We start from the raw sequence: 20,394 nt of genomic DNA on the forward strand, positions 1-20,394 counted from the left end.
GCCTCGGAGGCGGACGCGCCGCCACACGGCTTTCCCGTGGAGACAAGCGACTTCGCCCTCGTGATCAATCTCCTCGGGCGATGTTTCCTCTTAGCGAGCCGCGGGTGACATCTGTGTCAACTTCCGAACGACGCGGGCGCCCGCCGCCGGCGGCGCCGGCTCGGCGGGGGCTGGGCGGGCTCCTCCTCGGTGTGGTTGCGGGCCGCGAGTCGCGCGGCCTCGGCTTCGAGGAGCGTCCGGACGGCCAGGAGCTGGTCGGCCTCCTTGGCGGTGAGGGCGTGCACGAACGCGCCGTGGCCGGGGAACAGGTCGACCCAGCCCTCGCCGCTGAGGAGCTGGAGCGCCTCTCTGATCGGCTGACGGGAGACCCCCAGCATCTCGGCGAGCTCGCTTTCGGCGAGATGCCGGCCGGGGCGGAGGGACCCGCTGATGATGAGCTCGAGAAGCGCCTCGAAAACGCTCTCGCGCAGCGGAACCGGGCGTGCGATCTTCGCTGCGGCCGGCTTGCTCGGCGGATCGGGCCGCGGCGGCGCGGCTCGGCCTGTTCGCGCCCGATCGGCGGCGTCGCCGCTGGGCGGGACATCATCGTGGCGTGGAAGGAAGGTTCTCGCTCGGCTGACTCGACGCCCATGCGGTGAGGATGAGCAGCGCGTCGTGGGATGGGGAACCAGGCTCGGCGGTGAGGACCATCAGGCGCTGTCCTGAGCCGTCGGGGCTGCTCCAGGTGTCGCAGTCGAGGGTGAGATCACCGACCAGCGGATGCCGGTAACGCTTGGTGCCATACGTGGCATTGTTGACGCGATGCTCCGCCCACCAGGTACGGAAGTCGGCGTCCCGCACGGACAGCTCGCCGACGAGCAGGGCGAGCTGGGGGTCGTCGGGATCGGCCGCGGACTCCATGCGCAGAGCGGCGACGGCGTCGCGCGCATCGTGCTCCCACTCCAGGTGCATGCCTCGCATGATCGGGTCGGTGAACAGCAGGTACAGATAGTTGCGCCGGCCCGCGGGGATCTGTGAGAAGTCCGTGTACAGGGCTGCGGCGCCCGCGTTCCATTCCAGGATGTCCAGCCGTTTGCCCAGGACGACGGCGGGGGTTCTGGTGAGCTGACCGAGCAGGCGTCGCATGGCGGGGCGTACGCGCTGCGGGGGCCGGCGCCTCCTGGGCCGCGTGTCGGATTTGCCGGCCAGTTGATACAGGTATCGCTGCTGGTCGTCGTCGAGGCGCAGTGCCCGAGCCAGCGTGGCGAGCACCGACGCGGAGGCTCTGACCCGCCCCTGCTCCAGCCGCGTGTAGTAGTCGACGCTGATCGCGGCGAGTTGGGCGACCTCCTCGCGGCGGAGCCCCGCGACCTTGCGGCGGGAGTCCTGTTCGGGCAGGCCGAGGTCCTGCGGGGCCAGCTGCGCCCGGCGAGCCTTGAGGAAGGCGCCCAGCTCGCCGGGTCCGGACACGGTGCTCATGTCCTCCATTGTCGAGCCTGTAGCGGTGTGGGTGAGGGGGCAGGGTTTTTCCCAGGCAAGAACTCGCCGCTTACGCCTGCTCGGGACTGTGACGACCGTGGACACGAGCCCGGCACCGTGCCGGGCCGGCTGACCGTTCAACGGAGAGTTCCATGGCGAAGATCGACGTCACCTTCCACAGCGCCGGCATCCCGCTCGCCGGTCATCTCTACATGCCCGACACCCCTCCCGAGGGGCCGCGTCCGGCGATCGTCGTCGGCCACCCCGGCACCGGTGTGAAGGAGCAGGCTGCCGGCCTCTACGCCCGGCTCCTGGCCGAAAGGGGGTTCACCGCGCTCGCCTACGACGCGGCCTACCAAGGCGAGAGCGGCGGCGAACCTCGCGGCCTGGAGGACCCCGCGCAGCGCGTCGAGGACCTCAAGGCCGCCGTCTCCTTCCTCACCGGCCGGGGCGACGTCGATCCGGACCGCATCGGCCTGCTCGGCATCTGCGCCTCCGGCGGGTACGCCCTCTCGGCCACCGCGGGTGACCGCCGGGTCAAGGCCCTCGCCACCGTCAGCGCCGTGGACGTGGCGCGCCAGTTCCGCTTGGGGGCCGACGGTTCCCAGGACCCGGCCGTGTTCCTCGGCATGCTGGACGCCGCGGCCCACGCCCGCACCGTCGAGGCCCGGGGCGGGAAGCCGCCGGTGCTGACCCTTTTTCCCGACACCGCCGAACAGGCGTATGCGCTGGGTGGAGAGCACGGTGCCGAGGGCTTCGAGTACTACCGCACCGAGCGTGCCCGGCATCCCCGTTCGGCGGGCTTCCTCACCTGGGACAGCATCGACAAGATGGCGGCGTTCGACGCCTTCGCACCGATCCCACTGATCGGGCGCCGCCCGCTGCTCATGATCGTCGGCTCCCGTGCCGTCACGTCGTGGATGAGCGTCGAAGCCTTCCAGCGGGCCACCGGCCCCAAGGAGATCCACTGGATGGACGGCGCCAGTCACGTTGACCTCTATGACAACAAGCAGTACGTGGACCTCGCCGTCGAGAGGATCGCCGGGTTCTTCGGTGAACACCTGGTACAGGTGGCGTAGCGCATCAGCACCGTCCGCCTGGCTGTGGTGGAGGCGCGTGATGTGGCGGGCTGCTCAGCGCAGTACGGCCGCCAGCAGGTCGGCGCCCAACGCCGTCAGGTCGGGCAGATTAACGGTGTAGCGGACGTAACGACCGTGCCGCCGGGCCGTGAGCAGGCCCGCGCGGCGCAGGACGGCGAGGTGGCGGGAGACCTCCGGGGGTGTGAGTTCCCAGGCGTGGGCCAGCTCGCCGGTGGTGTGCGGGCCGCGGGCCAGGGTGCGCAGCAGCCGCAGCCGTACCGGATGCGCGAGTGCCTCCAGCCGTAGCGTGACCGTTTCCAGCGGTACCGGCTCCGATGGAATCGGCTCGGCCACGGGGTACTGCACCACCGGCTGCCATCCGGGCGCGTGGATCACCACCAGGTGCGGATGGCCGAAGACACTGGGAAGGAAGGTGACCCCGGTGCCGTGGGCGGGGATCGCGTTGTCCTGCAACTTGTCCACGACGATGCGGTCGCCGTCCGGCGCCAGGGTGACCGCGCCGGAGACCGACGCGAGTGCCGCCCCGATGCCCTGGCGCTTCAGCAGGTCGTGCTTCAGGCGCAGGTCGGTGGCCAGTCGCACGGCGACGCCTGCCCAGGCGGCGTCGAAGAAGGCCTCGGCGCACTGTTCGAGGGTGTGACGCACCCGTGCCCGGACGGCGGCCGGGTCCGCGAGCAGCCGTTCCGCGAAGGCCTCTTGGAGCGCGCCGCGGGCCTGGGCGAGGTCCAGGGCCCGCTCGCGCGCCGTCGCGTCGGCGAGCGGCGACGGCGCGCCGAAGCGGACCCGGTTGCTGCCGCAGGTGGTGACGAGCGCGGCGGTCACGTAGGTCTCATCGTCGATCCGGTCCACATCGTCCAACTCCTCGGCGAGGCTCGGCCGGGGCCGGGCGGGGACCAGGAAGTCGGCTCGTGAGGAACGCCAGAGGAACTCCGCCTCCCTGAGCCGCTCGGCCAGCTCCGGCCGCAGCCCGGCCCAGACGTCCGCGGCCCAGGCGGCCAGCCGCGGATGATGCCCGGGTTCGGCCAGTACGTGGAGCATCGCGGTCAGCTCGGCCAGCGGGGAGGCGGCGAACCGCAGTCGCCCGGACGGCAGGCCGCTGATGTCGATCCTCAACGTCATCCCCTCATCATCGCTGGTCGGATGGCCGACGGCCGCGTCGATTGACGGTGTCCGTCAACCGGCGTGCCCAGCGCGGCGCCCGAACGCACCGTTGGCGCCATGGCGACCACCACGAAGATCCAGCCGCGCGCTCTCGTCCGTGCCTCCGGCGGCCCCCGCTATGCCGTCGCCCTGGCCGTGGACGCGCTCGGCACCGGCATGCTGCGGCCCTTTCTGCTGCTGTACGGGGTGACGGTGCTGAGGTTGTCCGCGTCGGCCACCGGCATCGCCATGACGGTCGGCGCCGTCATGGGTCTGGTGTGCATGCCCGCGGTCGGCCGATGGCTGGACCGGGGCGCACGCAGCACGGTCGTGGCGGCGTCGATGTCGGTGCGGGTCCTGGGTGTGGCGCTGCTGCCGGCCGCCCCGGCGGGCCACGTCCGGCTGTTCGCGGCGGCGGCGCTCTTCCTCGGCATCGGCAACCAGGCATGGCCGGCCGCCCACGCAGCCCTCGTGGCCACGGTCGCCCACGGCCGCGAGCGGGACGCCGCTCTCGCGGGAGGCCGTGCCCTGCGCAACGCCGGCCTGGGGGCGGGGGCGCTCCTTGCCACCGCCTGCCTGACCGGCGGCACCACCGCGTTGCAGGCGCTGGCAGCCGTCACCGGGCTCGCCTATCTCGTTGCGGCGGCCTTGGCGTGGTCGGTCCACGTGCACGCTCATCCGGCTGCCACCCCGCCCAGGGGCAGGGACGACGGGCCCGCTCCTCGCATGCGCGCGCTGCTGGCCGCCAACGTGGTCTATGTCTTCTGCCTCAACATCTTCGAAGTCGCGGTCCCCCTGGTCCTGGTGACCCGGTTGCACGCATCACCCGTATGGTCGTCAGCCGTCTTCGTGGCCAACACGGTGCTGGTGGTCACCCTGCAGGTTCCGGTCACCGTCCTGATGTCCCGCTTCTCCCGGCGGACCGTGCTGGCCCTCGCAGGCGTGGTACTCACCGCTTCCTACCTCGGCTTCCTCGCGGCCACCTCGCTGGGACGCGGCTGGGGCGCCCCGGCCGTCGCCATGGTGGCCGTGGTCTGCACCATCGGTGAGATCATCTACGCCGGTAGCGCCACCGCGCTCGTCACCGCCCTCGCTCCGGCCCCTGTCCTGGGACGTGCCCTCGCGCGCTTCCAGCTCTCCACGGGGTTCGGCCTCGCCGTCTCCCCGGCGGTCATCACCGCTCTCGCCTCCCACGGCGAGGCCGCACTCTGGGGCGGCCTCGCCGCCGCGACGCTCGTGTCCGCCTCCGCCGTCGCCACCGAGAACGATCGGTCCCCGGCCACAGTTCGGCTCCCCGTCCCGCGCTCCGGTGTAGGCGGCGACGTGGAAGAAGGTGAAGCATGGCTCGAGGAAGGTCTCAGCTGATCGGTGGCCCAGACGGCTCCCTCTCGCGCACCTCACGTCGGGGCGCTTGGGCGATCGACCTAGTGATGGCGTCGGCTACCCGCCTCGCCCTTGTCGTCGGCGATGAACGCGGTGAGCCTCGTCAACGTCTCCTGCGGCGTGTCCGCGCCTTCGGGCTCACCACTGCCGCATGGGTGGACGGGCCGCTGCCGTGACTCGGCCGCTTCGGGGCGAATGTGTTGGACGCTTGGGATCGGCGGTGCGTTGGCCGTGGCAGGCGTCCACAATTGGTCACCATATGTGGTCACATAATTACCTCGATTCGCTTCCTGCGGGGTTATGAACGGCCATAGTCGGATGGTCCAGGTCTTCGATGGAAAGGCTGCGATGAGACCCCTCCGGCACCTCCTGGCCCTCGCGTTCACGGTCATCGCGATGGTCCTGTCCCCGCTGTTCGCCACCCCCGCCTCCGCCGAGGAGCCGGAGGTGCAACTGGCCCTGTCGGCGTCCCAGGTCAACACCGGCGACGCGGTCACGGTCACCGTCAAGGTCACCAACATCCACGCCTTCACGGTGCTCAACGCCACCGCCAGGCTGTTCACCACCCCCGGCCTCCTGCCCTCCTACGCCGTGCTGACCGGATGCGACGGCGCGGCCGGGCCGTGCTCCACCATTCCCGGCCCCGGCGGGCCCATCGGCGTGCAGGCCCCGGTCGGGGCGCTGTCCGGCGGGGCCTCGGCGACCGTCGCCTTCACCCTGGACATCGCCGACGACGCGCCGGCCGGCGACCAGACCTTCCAGGGCCAGCTCGGCGGCTCGAACTACGCCTCCGAGATCGTCACCGGACCGGTCCTGACCATCGTGAACGAGGCCGACGCCGCCGTGCGCCTGACCGCGACGCCCAAGCTCGCCCTGCTGGTCCCGAAGATCGAGTTCACCGTCGGCGTCACCGGCAACGGTCCCGGAACGGTGCAGACGGCCACGGTCACCACGACGCTGCCGCCCGGGCTCAGCGCCACGCCCGGCGACTGCGCCGCCGTTTCGGGAGCGGTCAACTGCACGGTGGGCCCGCTCGCGCCGGGCGCCACGCAGACCAGGAAGTTCTCGGTGCCGGTCGGGCTGCTGAACATCGGCGTGCCCTACACCTTCACGGCCGCCCGCACGAGCTCCAGCCCCACCGACCCGGTGGCCGCCAACGACACCGCCCAGGTGCGCTGCACGGTCGTATCCATCGTGCTGGTGAACTGCCACTGATTCCCCCCGGTCACCTCCGCCCGGCGACCGGCCGGGCGGAGGTGACCGGGGAATTTCGGCCCGGCACCCCTGGTGCAGTGGTTGATCGTCCCATGGCCCGGTATTGCTGGACCGAAGTCCGAATAGCGCTTTCATTGATGGGCAGAGCAGGTTTCCGAACCCACAAAAAGGGAGGAAGCCGATGAGCACCATCGAGCATTCGGTCGACGTGGCCGTGCCCGTCCGGACGGCCTACAACCAGTGGACCCAGTTCGAGAGCTTCCCCGAGTTCATGGAAGGGGTGGAGTCGGTCAAGCAGATCGACGACACGCGCCTGGCCTGGAGCGTCCAGGTCGCCGGCGTCCACCGTGAGTTCGAGGCGGAGATCACCGAACAGCGCCCCGACGAGGTGGTCGCCTGGCGGTCCATGGATGAGCCCCGCCAGGGCGGCGTGGTGACCTTCCAGCCGCTCGACGCCGAGAGCACCCGGGTCATGCTCCGGATGGACTTCGAGCCCGAGGGCGTCGTGGAGACGGTCGGAGACAAGCTGCAGCTGGTGCGCATGCGCGTCCACGGGGACCTGGAGCGCTTCAAGCAGTTCATCGAGTCGCGGGGCCGCGAGACCGGCGGCTGGCGCGGCGAGGTGCCCTCGCCGATCGGCGACGACTCCGCGGCGGCGGCGCGCACGGCGCCGGACGCCGATGTGATGCCGAGCACCGGCACCACGGCCGGGCCCGGGCTGACCCCGGCGGCCGGGACGGCCACGGGCGCCGACCCGGTGGCGGGCACCGGCACGATGGCGGGGACGGGCGCCGCGTACGGCGAGCCGATGCCGCCGCAGCCGGTCCAGCGTGACTACCCGCCGGAGACCCCGCTCCCCGCGCCGGGCACCGGCCCGGTCTCGCCGCAGGGCACCCCTCGCTGGGACGAGGAGCCGCCGCTGGCGCCCGAGCGCCCCGAGCGCCTGGGCTGACGCGCGCGAGGAGAAGGGGGCGGGCGGCGGCCCGCCCCCTTCTTCATGCCGCCGGACGGGCACGTCGACATGATGCCAAGGGCGGCCATAGCGGGGGTGTCACCCCGGCAAAGCGGACAGTCTGTGGGTCTGTTAACATCAATGACATCCAGTCATCCCATGATTCGATGTATTGATCGACCAACGGAGACCAGTCCCCGCCATGAGCGTGCTCACCACCGCCCCGTCCGCCACCGCCGCGTCGCACCGCCGGCCGCCGGTACGGCTGTCATGGCTGGTGGGTCTTGGCCTGGTGCTCGCGGCGCTCAACCTGCGCACCGCGGTCACCAGCCTGGGGCCGGTCCTGGACCAGGTCAGCGGCGCTCTCGGCATGTCCGGGGTCGTCGCCGGCCTGCTGACCACCCTGCCGGTGCTCTGCTTCGCCGTGTTCGGCTCGGTGACGCCCTGGCTGGCGCGGCGCCTCGGCGAGCACCGCCTGCTGCTGGGGGCGCTGCTGCTCCTCGGCACCGGGTTGCTCGCGCGGGTCATGACCGGTTCCAGCGTCGTGTTCCTCGCGGCGAGCGTGGTGGCGCTCTCGGGGGGCGCGATCGGCAACGTGCTGATCCCGGCGCTGATCAAGCGGCACTTCCCGCAGCGCGCCGCCACCATGACCACTGTGTACGCGACGGCACTGGCCGTCGGCACCATGCTCGCCGCCGCCGCGACGGTCCCCATCGAACGGGCCGCCGGCGACTGGCACGTCGCCCTCGGTGTGTGGGCGGCACTCGCCGCTGTGGCCGCCATTCCGTGGCTTGCGCTGTCGCGCAGTGAGCCGGAGCGGTTCAGCGGGCGAGAGAGGGCCGGGACGCGGGCGCTGGTGCGCAACCGGCTGGCCTGGGCGGTGACCGGGTACTTCGGCACCCAGTCGCTGGTGGCGTACGTGATGTTCGGCTGGCTGCCGCAGCTCCTGCAGGACCGCGGATACACCGATAGTCAGGCCGGGCTCAGCATGGCGGTCTTCACCGCGCTCGGCATCCCGGTCTCGCTGGCCGTGCCCGTCCTGGCCGCACGGGTGACCGGCCGCCGTCCCATGGTCGCCGGCCTCGGCCTGCTGTACCTCGTCGGCCTGAGCGGCATGCTGTGGGCGCCGGTCTCGGCGCTGTGGGTCTTCGTGATGCTGACCGGCGTGGCGATGGGCTCGTTCCCGCTGGCCCTGACGCTGTTCGCCCTGCGCACCCGCACCGCGGAGGCGACCCAGGCGCTGTCGGCCTTCGCGCAGAGCGTCGGTTACCTCATCGCCGGCGCCGGGCCGCTCGCCGTGGGCATGCTGTACTCGGCCACCGGCGGGTGGACGCTGCCCTTCACGCTGCTGTTCGCCGTGGTCGCGGCGCACATCCTCACCGGCTGGTACGCCGCGGGCGACCGCTACCTGGAGGACGAGCCCGCCTGACCGAGCCGGCGAACCCGGCTCGCTCGGCAAGCACGCGGTGGTTCCGCTCGAACATCTCAACGGTCTTACCCGACGCGTCGGCATCCCCATGTCGTGACCTGCGCTCCACGGCCGCCTCTCGCGCGGCCGGAGGCGGCGGTCTTCCGTACACGGGCCCCGCCGGGTTCCGATAGACTGTCGGCGCATCGCAAGGGGCTATGGCGCAGCTGGTAGCGCGCCTCCATGGCATGGAGGAGGTCTGGGGTTCGAATCCCCATAGCTCCACCTGGCGTTACACGGGCGTGGCATCACCGCCCGAGACGTGGTGGGCGGCCGTCGATCGCAGAGACGGCGCCCTGTGGCCACGGCCGACATCGGAAAGGCGATTCGCGTGGAACTCGACGCGGCGGCGCGCGCGGGCCGCGAGGCGTCCGGCGGCCCCGGCGAGAGCCGCGAGAGCGGCGACCCCCGTGAGGCGGCCGCTCCGGGCATGGCCGGCGATCACCGCGAAGCGGGCGTCCCCCAGGTGGTCGTGCGCCGTGCGCTGCCGAGCGAGCCCGCCGACCGCGGGTCGGCCTCCCTGTTCGTGGCCGAGGCCGAGCGGCAGGGCGTCCGCGCCGACCGGCGCATGCTCCACGTCGGCCCCGAGCCCGCGGGTGAGCGCGTCGCCGAGGCGCTGCGCGTGCGGCCCGGCGCCGAGGTGCTGGCGCGGCGCAAGCTGCTGCTGGCCGACGAGGTTCCCGTGCGCATCGCCACCAGCTACTTCCGCCTCGACCTGTTCGGCGGCACGCCGCTCGCCGCGCCGGGCTTCGTCCTGCCCAGCCTGCAGGCGGGCATCGAGGCCCTCGGCCACCGCTTCGGCCACGCCGAGGAGGAGCTCATCGCCCGCGAGCCCACCGCCTTCGAGCGCGAGACGCTGCTCCTGCCGCCGGGGGAGTGGGTCGTGCGCATCCTGCGGGCCGGGTACTCCACCGGCGGCACTCCCGTCCACGTCCTCGAGACCGTGTGCGCGGCCTCCCGCCATGTGTTCCCCGTCCGTCAGGTCGCGGGCGCCGACGAGTTCTGACCGGGGAAAACGGCTCGCCCGATCGGGGTGCTCGTTGGCACACTGTCCCGCATGGTGTGGAGGTTCACGGCGTCCCTTGACGAGTTCCCGAGCGCGGCCGAGGCGTGGCTGCGCCGCGATCCGGTCCGCAACACGGTCCCGCTGACCGTGCTCGGCCGCATGAGGCACGGCCTGTGGCAGGACGATCCGCTGCTCGGCTGGTTCACCTCCGGCGGCGAGGTGCGCGCGGCGATGCTCCACACCCCGCCGAGTCCCCTGCTGCTCGGCGACATCCCGCTCGACACCGTGGCCCCGCTCGCCCGCGAGCTGCGCGAGCGCGAGGCCACCGGCGTCAACGGGCCGCTGCGCCAGACCGAGGCGTTCGCCGCCGCGTCCGGCCGCGCCGAGACCGCCCGCGTGTCGATGCGGCTCTACCGGCTGGGCGCCCTGCGCCCGCCGTCGCGCGAGGGCGCCGCCCGCGTCGCCGGCGAGCGCGACGTCGAGCTGATCACCCAGTGGATGCGCGAGTTCCTCGCCGAGGCCGAGCCCGAGGTCGGCCACGACGACCCGGCGGCGCAGGTCAAACACCGCGTCGGCCAGGGCGAGTTCGTCCTGGCGGAGGAGGCCGGCCGGCCGGTCGCCATGGCGGGCTTCTCGCGACCGATCATCGGAATGTCGCGCATCGGCCCGGTGTACACCCCGCCGGAGTTCCGCAGGCGCGGCTACGGCTCGGTGGTGACCCACGGCGCGAGCCGCGTGGCACAGGAGGCCGGGGCCGACTTGCTGCTGCTGTTCACCGACCTGGCCAATCCGACGTCGAACTCCGTCTACCAGGCGCTCGGCTACGAGCCGGTCGCCGACTACGCCGCCATCACGCTGGCCGCCCGGTCGTGACGTGCTTGTCCGCCGCTGCGAGCGACGGCGGGCGGCGCCGGACGCGACGCGCGGACGCGCACGCCGTTCGATGTGACGGCGGGCGCGTCCGGGTGACGGCGGGCGTGGTCAGGCGCAGGGAGAGCCGTTGAGGGTGAACGCCGTCGCGCCCGGGGCGGCGGAACCCGTGGTGGTGCCGTTGAAGCCCAGCGTGATGATCCCTCCGGTGCCGACCGATCCGTTCCACGAGGTGTTCTTCACGGTCACCGTGCTGCCCGACTGCGTCCAGGTGCCGTTCCAGCCCGAGGCGACCGTGACGCCGGCCGGCACGGTGAAGGTGATCGTCCAGGCCGACAGCGGCGGGCCGCCGTTGGTCACCGAGATCTGCCCGGTGAACCCGCCCGGCCACTGGCTCTGCGTGGCGTACCGGGCCGTGCAGGACGTCGGCGTGGGCGTAGGAGTGGGCGTCGGGGTCGCCGACGGGGTGGGGGTGGGCGTGCGCGTCGGCGTCGCGGTGGGCGTCGGCGTCGGCGTGGCCGAGGGAGTGGGCGTGGGCGTCGAGGTGTCGGTGGTGTAGGTGACCTTGGTGTAGGCCGCGCCGCAGGGCGAGCACGCCGAGGGCAGCGAGAACTCGTACACCCGGCCCGCGTTGACCGGCGCGTCCGAGGCGTCGCGCGCTCTGATCCGGTACCGCGTCCCGCCGGTCTCGGTCGGGGCGATGATGTACGACTGCCCCATGTCGCCGTTCATCTGGGCCTGCTGCCAGGCGCCGCCCACCTGGTACTCCACCCCGTGCAGCCCGTTCGGCAGGCGGGACACCGCTATCGCCGGCCAGTAGCGCTGCGCGCCCTGGATGAACCCGATCTGGATGTCACCGGTGTACCCGGGTGCGGGGACGAACGACCAGGTGACGTGCCGGTTGTTCCAGTGGTTGGGGTACAGGTCTCCGACCGGGGCGCCGTTCTTGGCGAACCTGTTGATCGAGTCCTTGGCGAGGTCGAGGTGGTAGCGGTCGTCACGGCACCAGGCGTTGGTGTCGCCGCAGCTGTCGGCCACCAGCATGGTGAGCGTGGCCCCGTTGTAGGCGTCGCTCACCCACGAGCCGTTGCGGCAGAACGCCTGGCTCTGCGCGCCGTCGTTCACTCCGGTGCAGTAGTCGGCGATCGAGACCTGCACCCAGCGCCCGCAGTTGCGGCCGTTGTCCCACATGCCGATCTTGTCGGCCATCGAGGGCGGCAGCGGGCGGGCGTAGAAGCCGTAGTCGCCCGGGGTGTTGTACACGTTGAGCGCGACGAAGTCCTGACTCTCCAGCACCGACTGCGGCAGCCCGCATCCGCCGTAGGGGGCGCCCAGCGCGTCGAAGTAGGTGGCGTTGCCGGTCACCGGCGCGGGCGGATCGGCGAGCGCGAGCGCCCGCGCGGAGAGCTGGAACACGGCCACGGCCGACAGCAGCACCGCGATGACGAGGCGCGATCGGGACGGTCGCCTCCGGCCGCCGGGTGCCGCTCCCGCCGGTCGAGCGCGGAACACAATCCTCATCGCCGCCTCCTCACGCCGTCGCCCGGCCACACCGGCCGGCCCGGCTTCCCACGCGGGGCGGGGTCACCCTAAGTCGGCGCGGAAACGCGGGACAACGCCGGTCGGCGGCGGCGGAGGGTTTCGCAGGTCGCCGCCCTGACCCCGGCGTTCGCGGCTGAAACTTCCACCACCCCTCGAGCCGGGGGCGTACCCGTCGCGCCCGTTGGAGGGCCGGGAAGGGCGTGCGCGAATTAAGGCTTCGACCGGGCCGGAAACCGGCCGCCGGCGTCGCACAGTCGTTGAATGCGCTGTGAGCGGCAATTGTCACATTAACTGCATCAACTCATGTCCTGACTAGTCTTGACTTACATAGTGTTGGCACTCTATCTAATGAGAAACAAGTTGACGGCTCAGTGTTGGGTGGAATGGATGACTGCGAGACGCTCACGTCCGGCGCACCGGGCCGCGCAGGCGGACGCGTTCGACCGCATCGGCGCTCGGTACGACGAGGCGTTCCCCTACAAGGGGGGCCAGATCGCCTCCGCCGAATGGATTCTCCGCAAGCTCCGCCCGGGCGCGCGGGTGCTCGACGTCGGCTGCGGCACCGGTCTGCCCACGGCGAGGCAACTGGTGGACGCCGGCTGCGAGGTGACCGGCATCGACATCTCGCCGGTCATGCTGGCCCTCGCCGCCGGGAACGTGCCCGAGGCCGACCTGCGCCGGCTGGACGTCGTGGACATCGACGACGGCCTCGGCCGGTTCGACGCCGTCGTGGCCTACTTCTCCCTGTCGATGCTGCGGCGCGACGAGATCATGGCCACCCTGCTGCGCCTGCACCACCTGCTCGTCCCCGGCGGCTGGCTGGCCATCGGCATGGTCGAGATGGACATCGACGACGCCCCGATCCGCGTCCTGGACACCTGGCTGCGGATGACCGGCTACGCCCGCTACGCATTGCGGGCCGTCGTCGAGGAGGCCGGGTTCAGCGTGCGCGAGCAGATGGACCTGGCCTACGTCCCCGCGACCGAGGACGAGCCGCTGGAGATGCAGCTGTTCCTGAACTGCCGCAGGAACACCTTCTGACCGTCCACCGGCGGTGTCCGTTCCTGGTCCGCCGTGTGGATCGCGGGTGCCCGGCCGCCGCCGGGTGGTCACGCGGCGGGCACGGTTCGCCGTCGCTTGGGTGACGGCTCCGGCGCGGGCGTCCGCGGGACCGTCGTAGGAGGTGACACCGAGAGGGGGCCTCCTGTGAAGTCACGAATCCTCATCTGCGTCCTGGCCGCGCTCGTGCTGCTCGTCTCAGCATGCGGCGGCACCTCCAACGACACCGCCGGGGCGCGCGAACCGTCCCGCCCCGGCGGCGCCACCTCCGGGCAAGGGTCCGGAGAGTCCGGGCGGTCCGGGCAATCCGGGCAGTCCGGGCAGGGCAACGCCGCCGCGAATGACGAGCCCGGCGCGACCGCGCCGCCGGCGCCCACCGGACAGGCCGAGTCGCCGGACAAGATCTCCACCTTCGCGCTGGACGTCGACACCGCCTCCTACGGCTACGCGCGGGGCACGATCAACGCCGGACGCCTGCCCGACCCGGCGCAGGTGCGGCCGGAGGAGTGGGTCAACGCCTTCCGGCAGGGATACCCCGAGCCGCCGGGGGACGGCTTCGCGGTCCGGCTCGACGGGGCCAGGGGCGCCGCCGAAGGCACCGCCCTGCTGCGGGTCGGACTGCAGACCCGCACCGCCGACGCCGCCGCACGCCGGCCCGCCAACCTGACCTTCGTGGTCGACGTCTCGGGCTCCATGGGCGACCCCGGCCGGCTGGACCTGGTGCGCGACGCCCTGCACGCGCTGGTGGACCAGCTCGGCCCGGGCGACCGGGTCTCGATCGTGTCCTTCAGCGACCAGGCCAGGGTGCGCATCTCCATGACCCCGGCGAGCGAGCGGCACGACCTGCACGCCGCCATCGACACCCTCGCCACCGAGGGATCGACCGACCTGCAGGCGGGGCTGGTCACCGGGTACGAGGAGGCGGCGCGCGCCTTCCGGCCGGTCGCCACCAACCGGGTCATCCTGCTGTCCGACGGCCTCGCCAACACCGGGGACACCACCTGGCAGGGCATCCTCGACCGGGTCGAGGAGTTCGCCGGGCGACGCGTCACGCTGCTGTGCGTCGGCGTCGGCCGCGAGTACGGCGACACGCTGATGGAGCAGCTCGCCGACCACGGCGACGGCGCCGCCGTCTACGTCGGCTCCCAGCAGGAGGCGCGTGAGGTCTTCGTCGAGCGCCTGCCGGCGAACCTCGACCTGCGGGCCCGCGACGCCAAGGCGCAGGTGGCGTTCAACCCGGCCACCGTCGAGTCCTACCGGCTGCTCGGATACGACAACCGGGCGCTCGCCGCGGAGGACTTCCGCGACGACACCAAGGACGGCGGCGAGGTCGGGCCCGGCCACGCGGTCACCGCGCTGTACGCGGTGCGCCTGCGCCCGGGAACCTCGGGGCAGCTCGCCGTGGCAACGGTTCGCTGGCAGGACCCCGACACCCGCGAGCCCGCCGAGACCAGCCGCGCGCTGGAGGTGGGCGGGCTGTCGGACCGCCTGTGGGAGACGGCGGCGCCGCGGCTGCAGGTGGACGCGGTGGTCGCGGCGTTCGCCCAGCGGCTCAGGCACGCCGAGGACGAGATGTTCACCGAGGACCTCGGCACGCTGGCGGACCACGCCGAGCGGCTCTCGGCGGCGACCGAGGACCCCATGGTCACCGAGCTGGCCGGACTGATCCGCAGGGCCGGCTCACTGCGATGAGCACGAGCCAGGCCGGGATGGCCGGGATGACGGGGATTCGGGGTGAGCCGGGTTCCGGCGGGCGAGGGATGCGGCCGGGTCGAGCGGGATTCAGGCGGGTGAGCGGGGTCAGGAGCGGCCGAGGATCGGGATGGCGGCCTTGCGCGGATCGTCACTGAAGTAGAAGTCGTACATGGCCTGGGCGAACTCGTCCTTGCCGAGGTGGCCGTCGCCGTCGGTGTCCAGCAGGATGAACGCCTCGCGCGCCTCGGCCGTCTCGACGTCGTAGGCCGACCAGAGGCGGAGGTACTCGTGCATGCTGAGCCTCTGGTCGCCGTCGGCGTCCAGCGCGTCCCACAGCGCGTCGGTGATGGGCCAGACGATGGCCACGATGAACCGCGTGCGGTCGAGCGTGGGGGAGACGGCGTACTCGATGTACCGCTGCCGGCTGATGCGGCCGTTGTCGTCGGTGCCGACCGCGGCCACGACGTTGGCCCAGACGTGGGCGTAGGCGGCCAGCAGGCCGGCGCGGGCGGGGGAGTCGGCGGGCAGGCCGAGCCGGTCGGCCAGGTGCAGGCCGATGAGGCGCATGTCCTCCTTGTCGATGTAGCCGTCCTGATCGACATCGCTGGTGTCGAACGCGGATCCGGCGTTGAGCGCGTGGGGGCTGCGATGCATGTCGGCTCCTCGCGGACGATTACGCAGGGCGACTTATGGTCACCCTGGGTAAGGGGTGCTGTCAAGGCGAGTCGGCTTGCCGGCCGGGAGTCCCTGCCTGGAGTGCCGAGATGGGCGGGGCCATCGTCGACGGCCAGATCATGACGGTGGTCCCGCCGTGAAACCACCCGCTCCACCTAGGCGATCGGTTGGCTGCAAGCCGTGTTGGTCTCACTCGCGAGTGACCATCGCCGCAGGCCAGAGGGTGCGCGGCCGTCTGCGGGCCTGCTGGGCGGACCGCCGGCGAGGCGGCGCGTCGTTCGGAAGCGGCCGGTGCCCGCTCCGGCGGTTCGGCCGGGGTCGCGAATTCCGATACACTGGCGAGGCACGGCGCCGCCGCAAGGAGGTCCGCCGAGCGACCAGGGGCTATGGCGCAGCTGGTAGCGCGCCTCCATGGCATGGAGGAGGTCTGGGGTTCGAATCCCCATAGCTCCACCTCAGGGTTGTTGTTAGAACCCTTGCCCGCGCCAACGCTCTTGAGCAAGAGCGCAACGCCGGAAGTCGAAGGGCCATTCGCTGAGCGAGTGGCCCTTCCGCTTCTTCCACGCAGCGACCGAGTGGTCGTCGCGCTTGTGGGCGCAGAGACGCGTTCGTGTTGAAGGGCGTGGAGTTGTCCGAAGGGTTCACGTAGGTCGTGGCCGGTGGCCGGGCCGTCTCCGATGTAGAGACCCTGGAAGATCGCTCTGTTGAGTAGGCGCCGTGCCGGTCGTCGCAGCGTCGGTGGACTCTCCGGTGGCTCGCGGAAACCTGAGGGCGGCTTGGATGAGCCTCTCTCTGTACGGCTCGCTCCATCGGGGATTCGGCGCCCGAATAGGTCCGTCCACTGCTGTCTCTCCAGCCTCGTGCGCCCGTTACGCCTAGAGTTTCGGCCAAGAGCATTTCGGTCACCCGTAAGGCGATGTTCGGCCCGCTCGGTTCTGATGCGGTGGTCGCACCGGGTCGTCGTTCAAGGAGGCCGGAGAAACAACTCCCGGTCGTTCAACGGTGCCCGGTGTTCGTGGTATATGTAGAAACCACCCGGTGCGAGTGTTCTCGAGGCGTACGGCAGTGCCCGCATGATGCCGCCGCACCCCCACAGGGTGCGCGCCTTTGTCGACATCGCCGGCCTGTTCCGCCAGAGTCCGGCAGTTCTTGCGCGGCAGATCCGACAACAGCCCGGACACCTGGGGAAATGGCACGGATGCGTGTGCCGCGTTGTCGGTGACCGTTCGAAGATTCGGCCGCCGAATACCATCACCGCGGCGACGAGCAACGTTTTCGTGCCGCGCACTGAGCACGCATTCGCTTGCCTGCGTGACGGTCCGCACTCGGCCGGCCTGACCGCATGCACGCGGGGCGGCGCTTGCACTTCCGGGCCCGCGTGTTCAGCCTTCCAGCGTTCAACATTTCCACCGCAAGAAGCACCTCCATGGCGATGACGTCGTTCACCTCCTATTACGTTCCATCTGGTCAAGATCGCTTGACCGGAACACCGTCGAGGGTTGCCTTACACGTATAGTCGTGTAAAAATGACACAGCGGGTGAGGGCGCAATCTTAAAGTGCCTCGCCGGCCTTCGCGTTCGATAACGGGGGATGCCTTGGGGGCAATGCTGAAATAATGGCGCCATCGAACGTTTTCGCCTGGAATGGACCTATCACGACCGATGCAAGGCCTGGCTTGGCCGGGGTCTCGACTGACTCGCATTCACCGGTCCAGCAATAGTGTGACTTGCCAGAGGGGGACGAGCGTGATGTCGGAGCGCGTCGGCGATGTTGGCGTGGCTGAGCCGCAGGATGCTGATCGCAGTGTCGCACAGAGCGGCCATGAATTCCGGCCCACCAGCGTTGGGGGCCTGAAAGCGGTCTTCATCAAGCCGGACATCGCAGACCTGGCAAAGCTCGTTCCCGGTGGTCCGGTGCCTGCGCACCCAGACGGCGATCCGGCAAGGTATGACGTCGGCGACCGACGGGGAGATGACCGCGCGGCCGATTTTGACATGACGCTCGCCGGCGTCGTCGTGGGTGACGGTGCAAATCATCTGGACGACGTGTACCGCGCCAGAGAACCCCACGCCCTGAGCGTCCAGCACCGGGAACTGCTTCCCGGCAGCGCGCGTGCGCACGTTAACGGTGAAGACGCGGCGAGTCGCCGCGGCCCGTGACGCAGGTGGTGGCAGCGCCGCGCGTCGTTGGCGACCGCGGCACTGTTGATGCCTCCGATCGCAGCGGTGCGCGACCGCATCCACGCGCCAATCAGGGGGTCCCAGTCGGTCTGAGCGGTCATTGACCGCCCATGACTCGGCCGATTACTCGACATGCACGCAAAACAACCATGTCCACTAGGAGTAACGTCGATGAACAACACCGCCCACAGCGAGGTGTCGATGGATTCTTCTCCGTCGAGCACCGAAGATGAAGCCTTCTCGGGTGTATGGAGCTGCAACGAATGGGACCCGCTGGCGGAGGTCATCGTCGGTAACCCCCTCGGAGCACGGCTGCCCCATCCCGACAAGAGCACACATCTCGCGGAGTTCGCCGGCTACTCGGTCGATGAAATTCCTGCCGGCGCTTTCCCGGAACAGGTCATCGAGGAAGCCGAAGAAGATCTTGCCGCGATGGTCAAGTCGCTGGAAGATCTCGATATCGTTGTCAAGAGGCCGGACACCTGGCCGCACGACGAGGTCGTATCCACCCCCTTCTGGTCCACGAAGGGGTACTACAATTACTGTCCGCGAGACATCTTCTTAGTCCTGGGCGACCAGATCATCGAGACGCCGAACGTCATCCGTGGCCGCCTCCTTGAGGCGTACAGTTACCGCAAGATATTGATCGAGTACCTCAAGGCCGGTGCCAAATGGTTCAGCGCACCGAAACCGATGCTACTGGACACTCTCTTCGAGGTGGATCACAAGCTTCCCATCCCCAGAGAGGACGAGCCGGTCTTCGACGCCGCCAACGTACTGCGGTTCGGCCGGGACCTTCTGTATCTGGTCAGCTCGACCGGCAACGAATTGGGCGCACAATGGCTTCAGACGATCCTGGGCGACGAGTTCAAGGTTCACGTATGCCGGATCAACTATCACGGCAGTCATATTGACACCTCCGTGGTGGCACTGAGGCCGGGGTTGCTGCTGTGCAATCCGGAACGAGTAACACGAGAGATGCTGCCGTCGATCTTCGACAAATGGAAGATCATCTACAGTCCGCCGATGACCGGCGCCGACCGGTTCGACAGCGATTACCTGTCGCGCTCCATCGGCAGCGGCTGGATCGACATGAACCTCTTCAGCGTGCGCCCCGACCTCGTGGTCGTGGACCGGGATCAGCTTCCCCTGATCAAGCTGATCGAAGATCAGGGCATCGATGTCCTGCCGTTGAAGCTTCGCCATTCACGGATGATGGGCGGCGGCTTCCATTGTACGACTCTGGACACCAGGCGAAGAGGCGGTCTGGAGAACTACTTCGAGTGATCAAGCGCGTGAAGCCGTACCCATAGCGGGCGAACAGGTGCGGCGCGCAGACGCTCTGACACAGCGTAATTGGGGGTATTTCGTTTGAGCAACACAGATGTTCGGCGAAGCTTATACGAAGAACACGAATCTCGAGTCCGGTCGTACTGTCGCCTGATTCCCTACGAACTCACCAAGGCGACGAATGCCTACGTGCACACCTCCGCAGGCACCCGGTACATCGACTTCTTCTCCGGATGTGGAGCGCTGAACTACGGCCACAATGATCCGGACATGCGGAACGCTCTGATCGAGTACATAGCCGGCGACGGCATCGCCCAGTCGTTGGACTTTCACTCGGAGTCGAAAGGTGCGTTCATCAAGGAATTCGCCGACAAGATACTTCGGCCCCGCGGTCTGGACTACAAGATCCAATTCACCGGACCGACTGGAACGAACGCAGTCGAGGCGGCACTGAAGCTGGCGCGAAAGATAACTGGCAGAGTCAATGTGGTCGCGTTCACGAACAGCTTCCACGGCGTCTCGCTCGGGTCGCTCTCGGCAACTGGCAATCAGCATCACCGCAACGTCGCCGGCATCGCGTTGAGTGGAGTCTCCCGCGCGCCTTATGCTGACTACTTCGGCAGGGAGGTCGATACTCTTCCCTGGCTCGAGCAGATGCTGTCCGACCCTTCGAGCGGAATTGACCCGCCGGCCGCGATCATCGTGGAGACGGTGCAGGGCGAGGGGGGGCTGAACTGCGCCTCCGCCGAATGGCTGCGCCGGCTCAGGGCTCTCGCGACCAGGCACGGCGCATTGCTGATCGTCGATGATGTCCAGGCCGGATGCGGCAGGACCGGCAGCTTCTTCAGCTTCGAGTTCTCGGAGATCGTCCCCGACATCGTGGTCCTGGCCAAATCGCTTTCCGGGTTCGGGATTCCGCTGGCCGCGGTCCTCATACGCCCGGAACATGACGTGTGGCAGGCCGGCGAGCACAACGGAACGTTCCGGGGAAACAACCACGCATTTGTCACCGCACGGCTGGCTGTGGCCAAGTTCTGGTCGGACGGCGCTTTTTCCGCCTCGATCGAATCGAAGTCCCGAGCGGTCGGAGCCGTGCTCGACTCGTTGCAGCATCGTACCGGCCAGCTGCGCAAGGGCCGGGGTTTGATGCAGGGGCTGAGGTGCCTGAAGCCGGAATCCGCCGCCGAGATCCAGGTGCGCTGCCTGGAAGCGGGCCTGCTGCTCGAGAGGTCCGGGCCTCATGACGAGGTTCTGAAGCTCATGCCTCCCTTGACCATAGAGGACGAGGTCCTCGAGGAAGGGCTTTCACGGTTCTCCGAGGCAGTCTTGTCCGTGTGAGACGACTCGTGAGGCGCTGCCT

At 69.9% G+C, this 20,394-nt stretch carries 17 protein-coding genes and 2 tRNA genes; 14 read left to right on the forward strand and 5 right to left on the reverse strand.

The window, feature by feature from the left end; all coding sequences use genetic code 11:
- Positions 1 to 116 precede the first annotated feature (116 nt).
- Positions 117 to 671, reverse strand: coding sequence for a GntR family transcriptional regulator (locus ABZT47_RS30595; protein WP_354850016.1), 555 nt, complete (start codon positions 669 to 671; stop codon positions 117 to 119).
- Positions 583 to 1,458: a helix-turn-helix transcriptional regulator gene (locus ABZT47_RS30600; RefSeq protein WP_354849685.1), complete on the reverse strand. Its 876-nt coding sequence runs from the start codon at positions 1,456 to 1,458 to the stop codon at positions 583 to 585. The genes ABZT47_RS30595 and ABZT47_RS30600 overlap by 89 nt, the downstream gene beginning before the upstream one ends.
- Before the next feature lie 152 nt (positions 1,459 to 1,610).
- Here ABZT47_RS30600 and ABZT47_RS30605 point away from each other — a divergent pair, with 152 nt between their 5' ends.
- Positions 1,611 to 2,537, forward strand: coding sequence for an alpha/beta hydrolase (locus ABZT47_RS30605; RefSeq protein ID WP_354849688.1), 927 nt, complete (start codon positions 1,611 to 1,613; stop codon positions 2,535 to 2,537).
- A 54-nt stretch (positions 2,538 to 2,591) separates the two neighbouring features.
- On the opposite strand, the gene ABZT47_RS30610 is transcribed toward ABZT47_RS30605, so the two are convergent.
- Positions 2,592 to 3,677: a helix-turn-helix domain-containing protein gene (locus ABZT47_RS30610; RefSeq protein WP_354849691.1), complete on the reverse strand. Its 1,086-nt coding sequence runs from the start codon at positions 3,675 to 3,677 to the stop codon at positions 2,592 to 2,594.
- Positions 3,678 to 3,776: 99 nt separating this feature from the next.
- Here ABZT47_RS30610 and ABZT47_RS30615 point away from each other — a divergent pair, with 99 nt between their 5' ends.
- The 7 genes from ABZT47_RS30615 (at position 3,777) to ABZT47_RS30645 (ending at position 10,595) form a co-directional block, all read left to right on the forward strand.
- The gene (locus tag ABZT47_RS30615; protein ID WP_354849694.1) at positions 3,777 to 5,063 is read left to right on the forward strand and encodes an MFS transporter; all 1,287 of its coding nucleotides are present in this window, start codon (positions 3,777 to 3,779) and stop codon (positions 5,061 to 5,063) included.
- A gap of 366 nt (positions 5,064 to 5,429) precedes the next feature.
- Positions 5,430 to 6,296 (forward strand): hypothetical protein, encoded by an 867-nt coding sequence (locus tag ABZT47_RS30620; protein ID WP_354849696.1) that lies wholly within the window; start codon positions 5,430 to 5,432, stop codon positions 6,294 to 6,296.
- Between the two features lie 181 nt (positions 6,297 to 6,477).
- On the forward strand, positions 6,478 to 7,248 hold the full coding sequence (locus ABZT47_RS30625) for an SRPBCC family protein (RefSeq protein ID WP_354849698.1): 771 nt from the start codon (positions 6,478 to 6,480) through the stop codon (positions 7,246 to 7,248).
- A gap of 202 nt (positions 7,249 to 7,450) precedes the next feature.
- Positions 7,451 to 8,677, forward strand: a complete 1,227-nt coding sequence (locus tag ABZT47_RS30630; RefSeq protein ID WP_354849701.1) for an MFS transporter — start codon at positions 7,451 to 7,453, stop codon at positions 8,675 to 8,677.
- Between the two features lie 191 nt (positions 8,678 to 8,868).
- Positions 8,869 to 8,941 (forward strand) — tRNA-Ala (locus tag ABZT47_RS30635).
- Between the two features lie 106 nt (positions 8,942 to 9,047).
- Positions 9,048 to 9,722 carry a UTRA domain-containing protein gene (locus tag ABZT47_RS30640; RefSeq protein ID WP_354849703.1) on the forward strand — a complete coding sequence of 225 codons (675 nt, stop codon included), beginning with the start codon at positions 9,048 to 9,050 and terminating at the stop codon, positions 9,720 to 9,722.
- A gap of 51 nt (positions 9,723 to 9,773) precedes the next feature.
- A complete protein-coding gene (locus ABZT47_RS30645) occupies positions 9,774 to 10,595 on the forward strand; it encodes a GNAT family N-acetyltransferase (protein ID WP_354849706.1) in 822 nt (273 codons plus the stop codon).
- A gap of 108 nt (positions 10,596 to 10,703) precedes the next feature.
- On the opposite strand, the gene ABZT47_RS30650 is transcribed toward ABZT47_RS30645, so the two are convergent.
- Entirely contained in the window at positions 10,704 to 12,113 is a 1,410-nt protein-coding gene (locus ABZT47_RS30650) for a cellulose binding domain-containing protein (protein WP_354849709.1), read from the reverse strand.
- A 408-nt stretch (positions 12,114 to 12,521) separates the two neighbouring features.
- Here ABZT47_RS30650 and ABZT47_RS30655 point away from each other — a divergent pair, with 408 nt between their 5' ends.
- A complete protein-coding gene (locus tag ABZT47_RS30655) occupies positions 12,522 to 13,175 on the forward strand; it encodes a class I SAM-dependent methyltransferase (protein ID WP_354849711.1) in 654 nt (217 codons plus the stop codon).
- A gap of 165 nt (positions 13,176 to 13,340) precedes the next feature.
- The gene (locus ABZT47_RS30660) at positions 13,341 to 14,885 is read left to right on the forward strand and encodes a von Willebrand factor type A domain-containing protein (RefSeq protein WP_354849714.1); all 1,545 of its coding nucleotides are present in this window, start codon (positions 13,341 to 13,343) and stop codon (positions 14,883 to 14,885) included.
- Positions 14,886 to 14,993: 108 nt separating this feature from the next.
- On the opposite strand, the gene ABZT47_RS30665 is transcribed toward ABZT47_RS30660, so the two are convergent.
- Positions 14,994 to 15,542, reverse strand: a complete 549-nt coding sequence (locus ABZT47_RS30665; protein ID WP_354849717.1) for an EF-hand domain-containing protein — start codon at positions 15,540 to 15,542, stop codon at positions 14,994 to 14,996.
- A gap of 401 nt (positions 15,543 to 15,943) precedes the next feature.
- Between ABZT47_RS30665 and ABZT47_RS30670 the strand changes: the two genes are divergently transcribed.
- From ABZT47_RS30670 to ectB, 4 genes are all read left to right on the forward strand, one after another.
- Positions 15,944 to 16,016 (forward strand) — tRNA-Ala (locus ABZT47_RS30670).
- Positions 16,017 to 17,312: 1,296 nt separating this feature from the next.
- Positions 17,313 to 17,723 (forward strand): hypothetical protein, encoded by a 411-nt coding sequence (locus ABZT47_RS30675; protein WP_354849720.1) that lies wholly within the window; start codon positions 17,313 to 17,315, stop codon positions 17,721 to 17,723.
- A gap of 192 nt (positions 17,724 to 17,915) precedes the next feature.
- Positions 17,916 to 19,031: a hypothetical protein gene (locus ABZT47_RS30680; protein ID WP_354849723.1), complete on the forward strand. Its 1,116-nt coding sequence runs from the start codon at positions 17,916 to 17,918 to the stop codon at positions 19,029 to 19,031.
- Positions 19,032 to 19,115: 84 nt separating this feature from the next.
- Complete coding sequence (gene ectB, locus ABZT47_RS30685; protein WP_354849726.1) at positions 19,116 to 20,372, forward strand: diaminobutyrate--2-oxoglutarate transaminase; 1,257 nt, start codon at positions 19,116 to 19,118, stop codon at positions 20,370 to 20,372.
- Positions 20,373 to 20,394: the final 22 nt, after the last annotated feature.

The sequence above is a fragment of the Sphaerisporangium sp. NPDC005289 genome, from assembly GCF_040607455.1.
GTDB classification, from domain to species: domain Bacteria; phylum Actinomycetota; class Actinomycetes; order Streptosporangiales; family Streptosporangiaceae; genus Sphaerisporangium; species Sphaerisporangium rhizosphaerae.

What these genes read in the sequence shown, in the direction of transcription:
- ABZT47_RS30600 (WP_354849685.1), bottom strand. Translation starts at nt 1,458, where the DNA reads ATGAGCACCGTGTCCGGACCCGGCGAGCTGGGCGCCTTCCTCAAGGCT.
- ABZT47_RS30605 (WP_354849688.1), top strand. Translation starts at nt 1,611, where the DNA reads ATGGCGAAGATCGACGTCACCTTCCACAGCGCCGGCATCCCGCTCGCC.
- ABZT47_RS30610 (WP_354849691.1), bottom strand. Translation starts at nt 3,677, where the DNA reads ATGACGTTGAGGATCGACATCAGCGGCCTGCCGTCCGGGCGACTGCGG.
- ABZT47_RS30615 (WP_354849694.1), top strand. Translation starts at nt 3,777, where the DNA reads ATGGCGACCACCACGAAGATCCAGCCGCGCGCTCTCGTCCGTGCCTCC.
- ABZT47_RS30620 (WP_354849696.1), top strand. Translation starts at nt 5,430, where the DNA reads ATGAGACCCCTCCGGCACCTCCTGGCCCTCGCGTTCACGGTCATCGCG.
- ABZT47_RS30625 (WP_354849698.1), top strand. Translation starts at nt 6,478, where the DNA reads ATGAGCACCATCGAGCATTCGGTCGACGTGGCCGTGCCCGTCCGGACG.
- ABZT47_RS30630 (WP_354849701.1), top strand. Translation starts at nt 7,451, where the DNA reads ATGAGCGTGCTCACCACCGCCCCGTCCGCCACCGCCGCGTCGCACCGC.
- ABZT47_RS30645 (WP_354849706.1), top strand. Translation starts at nt 9,774, where the DNA reads ATGGTGTGGAGGTTCACGGCGTCCCTTGACGAGTTCCCGAGCGCGGCC.
- ABZT47_RS30650 (WP_354849709.1), bottom strand. Translation starts at nt 12,113, where the DNA reads ATGAGGATTGTGTTCCGCGCTCGACCGGCGGGAGCGGCACCCGGCGGC.
- ABZT47_RS30655 (WP_354849711.1), top strand. Translation starts at nt 12,522, where the DNA reads ATGACTGCGAGACGCTCACGTCCGGCGCACCGGGCCGCGCAGGCGGAC.
- ABZT47_RS30665 (WP_354849717.1), bottom strand. Translation starts at nt 15,542, where the DNA reads ATGCATCGCAGCCCCCACGCGCTCAACGCCGGATCCGCGTTCGACACC.
- ABZT47_RS30675 (WP_354849720.1), top strand. Translation starts at nt 17,313, where the DNA reads ATGTCGGAGCGCGTCGGCGATGTTGGCGTGGCTGAGCCGCAGGATGCT.
- ABZT47_RS30680 (WP_354849723.1), top strand. Translation starts at nt 17,916, where the DNA reads ATGAACAACACCGCCCACAGCGAGGTGTCGATGGATTCTTCTCCGTCG.